Annotated in this window: 2 protein-coding genes and 1 pseudogene; 2 read left to right on the top strand and 1 reads right to left on the bottom strand. The window is 72.8% G+C overall.

Annotated features, from left to right (window positions below):
• Nucleotides 1-153 precede the first annotated feature (153 nt).
• The gene (locus ABZY11_RS43610) at nucleotides 154-1,452 is read left to right on the top strand and encodes an aldolase (protein ID WP_356484486.1); all 1,299 of its coding nucleotides are present in this window, start codon (nucleotides 154-156) and stop codon (nucleotides 1,450-1,452) included.
• 30 nt (nucleotides 1,453-1,482) lie between these two features.
• Here ABZY11_RS43610 and ABZY11_RS43605 read toward each other — a convergent pair whose 3' ends face one another.
• Nucleotides 1,483-2,511, bottom strand: a complete 1,029-nt coding sequence (locus ABZY11_RS43605; RefSeq protein WP_356484485.1) for a LacI family DNA-binding transcriptional regulator — start codon at nucleotides 2,509-2,511, stop codon at nucleotides 1,483-1,485.
• A 179-nt stretch (nucleotides 2,512-2,690) separates the two neighbouring features.
• Between ABZY11_RS43605 and ABZY11_RS43600 the strand changes: the two are divergent.
• Nucleotides 2,691-3,311, top strand: a pseudogene (locus ABZY11_RS43600) (ROK family protein); the annotation flags it as partial.
• Between the last annotated feature and the right edge of the window lie 49 nt (nucleotides 3,312-3,360).

The following is a 3,360-nucleotide window of genomic DNA, read 5'->3' as shown; positions in this document are numbered from 1 at the left end:
CACGAATGGTCCGGGGCCGTGTGGTGCACACCCACCACACGGCCCCGGACCGCTTCCGATCACCATTGACGCAGGCCCCACGGCCTTATAGCTTCACTATGCGGATTGTTGATTCCAGGAAGCGGAAACGGCGTGACTGTGGAGGGTGTGGAAATGGGACAGCAGGAGAAGGTGGCAACGAGCCTCGCCGGTGCGGTCAGCGAGGAGATCAGTGCTTCCCTCACCGCGGTCGACGCCGAGCTCGCACGCCGCTACCCGGGGGACCCGGGCACGCGCCAGCCGGTCCACACGGTCTACGTCCCCGGCGACACGTTCGCCGCGGGTACCATCCGCTCCTGGGGCGACCAGGCGCTGAAGGCACTCGACGAGCACGCCCCCGACGCGGCCTCGTTCGCCGCCGTCCTCGGCATCCCGGACGAACTCGCCGCGCCCGTCCACGACCGGGTGCGCGCCAAGCTGGAGCGCGAGCCGGTCGAGGACCTCCGCATCGACTTCGAGGACGGCTACGGCCCCCGCCCCGACGCCGAGGAGGACGAGGCCGCCGCCCGCGCCGCCCGGCTGGTCTCGGAGGCGTACGCGAACGGCACGGCGGCACCGTACATGGGCATCCGGATGAAGTGCATGGAGGCCGCCGTACGCGACCGCGGCATCCGCACCACGGACATCTTCCTCACCGGTCTGATGCAGGCCGGCGGCCTTCCCGACGGGCTGGTCCTCACGCTCCCCAAGGTGACGTACCCCGAGCAGGTCACCGCCTTCGTCCGGCTGCTCGAAGCGTTCGAGCAGGCACACGGGCTGCCCGCCGGGCGGCTCGGCTTCGAGATCCAGATCGAGACGAGCCAGTCCATCCTCGCCGCCGACGGCACCGCCGCCGTGGCCCGCATGATCGGCGCGGCGCAGGGCCGGGCCACCGGCCTGCACTACGGCACCTTCGACTACAGCGCCTGCGTCGGCGTCAGCGCCGCCTACCAGGCCAGCGACCACCCGGTCGCCGACCACGCCAAGGCCGTCATGCAGGTCGCCGCCGCAGGCACCGGCGTACGGGTCTCGGACGGCTCCACCAACGTCCTCCCGGTGGGCCCCACCCACCAGGTCCACGAGGCCTGGCGGCTCCACTACGGCCTCACTCGCCGCGCCCTGGCCCGCGCCTACTACCAGGGCTGGGACATGCACCCCGGCCACCTGCCGACCCGGTACGCGGCCGTGTACACCTTCTACCGCGAGGGCCTGGAACAGGCCGCCGCCCGGCTCGCCGCGTATGTGGCCAAGGCCGGCGGTGACGTCATGGACGAACCCGCCACCGCCAAGGCGCTCAGCGGCTACCTCCTGCGCGGCATCGACTGCGGCGCCCTGGACACCGCAGAGGTCGCCCGACTGACCGGGCTGACGCGCGCGGAGCTGGACGCGTTCGCGTTGCCGCGGCGGGCCGGTCTCACGGTGACCGCACCCTGACAGCTGTCGGAAACGCGGGAACCGTACGGCTCAGGCGGGCGGCAGCTCGCCCGAGCCGCGCGCGATGAGCGTCGTCGGCAGCTGCACGCGGGCCGGGGCGTGGTCGGCGCCGTCCAGGCGGCGGAAGAGGTGCTCGGCGGCGGTGCGGCCGACGGCGGCGGCGTCCTGGGAGACGACGGTGATGCCGAGCAGGTCGGCCAGCTCGATGTCGTCGAAGCCGACCAGGGCGGTGCGGCGTTCCTGCTCGGCGAGGACCCGCACCACCGTGACCGTCACCCGGTTGTTGCCCGTGAAGATCGCGGTGACGGGCTCGGGGCCGGAGAGCATCTGCTCGGCGGCGGCCCGCACCCGGTCGGGTTCGGTCGAGCCGAGGGACACCCAGGAGTCCTCGACCCGCGTTCCCGCGTCCGCCATAGCCGCGTGGTAGCCGCGCAGCCGCTCGGTGGCGGTGTGGATGCGCGGCTGGTCGCCGATGAAGCCGATCCGGCGGTGGCCGTGCGCGATCAGATGCGCGACGCCCTCGCGCGCGCCGCCGAAGCTGTCGGAGAGGACCATGTCGGCGTCGATGCGGCCCGCGGGGCGGTCCACGAAGACGGTGGCGACGCCCGCCTTTATCTCCGGTTCCAGATACCGGTGGTCGTCACCGGCCGGGATCACGATGAGCCCGTCCACCCGGCGTGCGCACAGGGCGAGTACGAGCTCCTGCTCGCGCTCCGGGTCCTCGGCGCTCGACCCGTTGATGAGCAGAGCGCCGTGCGCCCGCGCGACCTCCTCCACCGCCCGGCTCAGCGGCCCGTAGAACGGGTCGGCGAGGTCCTCCAGGACCAGTCCGATCGAGGCGGTGCGGCCCTTGCGCAGGACGCGCGCGCTGTCGTTGCGCCGGAAGCCGAGCGCCTCGATGGCCTCCTGGACCCGGCGCTCGGTGTCGGGCGTGACCCCAGGCTCGCTGTTGACCACGCGCGAGACCGTCTTGAGGCCCACTCCGGCGCGGGCGGCGACGTCCTTCATGGTCGGCCGGTTGCCGTAACGGGTCTCGGAGTGACGGGCGGTCTCGGCCACGGTGCGCTGTCCTGTCCTCGGGTGCGGGCGGTCCGGCGGGTCCATGGGCGGTGCCGCGGAGCCGGCTGGAGCTGTGCCGTCGAGCATAGGCCCTGGACAACGTTGTCAGCTGAATGGAGACTGGGCAGACTGTTTCCTGAAGCCGCAGGTCCCCGTCCACTACTCACGGAGCCACACCGATGCATACCGACCTCGTCGCCGCGCTGGACATCGGCGGTACCAAGATCGCCGCCGCATTGGTGGACGGCGGCGGCTCGCTTCTCGTACGGGCGCAGCGGCCGACGCCCGCCCGCGAGAGTGCCGAGACGGTGATGGGGGCCGTGACGGAGGTCCTGGCCGAGCTGTCCGCCTCGCCGCTGTGGGGGCGGGCGACGGCGGTCGGCATCGGCAGCGCGGGTCCGGTAGATGCCTCGGCCGGTACGGTCAGCCCGGTCAACGTCCCCGGCTGGCGGGACTTCCCACTGGTGGAGCGGGTCGGCAAGGCGGTCGGCGGACTGCCCGTCGAGCTGGTCGGCGACGGGGTCGCGATGACGGCCGCCGAGCACTGGCTGGGTGCCGCCCGGGGCTACGACAACGCGCTCTGCATGGTCGTCTCGACCGGTGTCGGCGGCGGGCTCGTCCTCGGCGGCAAGCTCCATCCCGGCCCCACGGGCAACGCCGGGCACATCGGTCATGTCAGCGTGGATCTGGACGGCGACCCGTGTCCGTGCGGTTCGCGCGGCTGTGTCGAGCGCATCGCCAGCGGTCCGAACATCGCCCGCCGGGCGCTGGAGGCCGGCTGGCGGCCCGGGCCGGACGGACACGGGTCGCCGTCCAGATCCACGCTGACATGACCGATGTGCCCGGCGT

The organism is Streptomyces sp. NPDC006510 (assembly GCF_040611955.1).
In the GTDB taxonomy this organism is placed as follows: domain Bacteria; phylum Actinomycetota; class Actinomycetes; order Streptomycetales; family Streptomycetaceae; genus Streptomyces.
The sequence above is the reverse complement of the archived record's forward strand: the minus strand, read 5'-3'. Positions and strand labels throughout refer to the sequence as shown.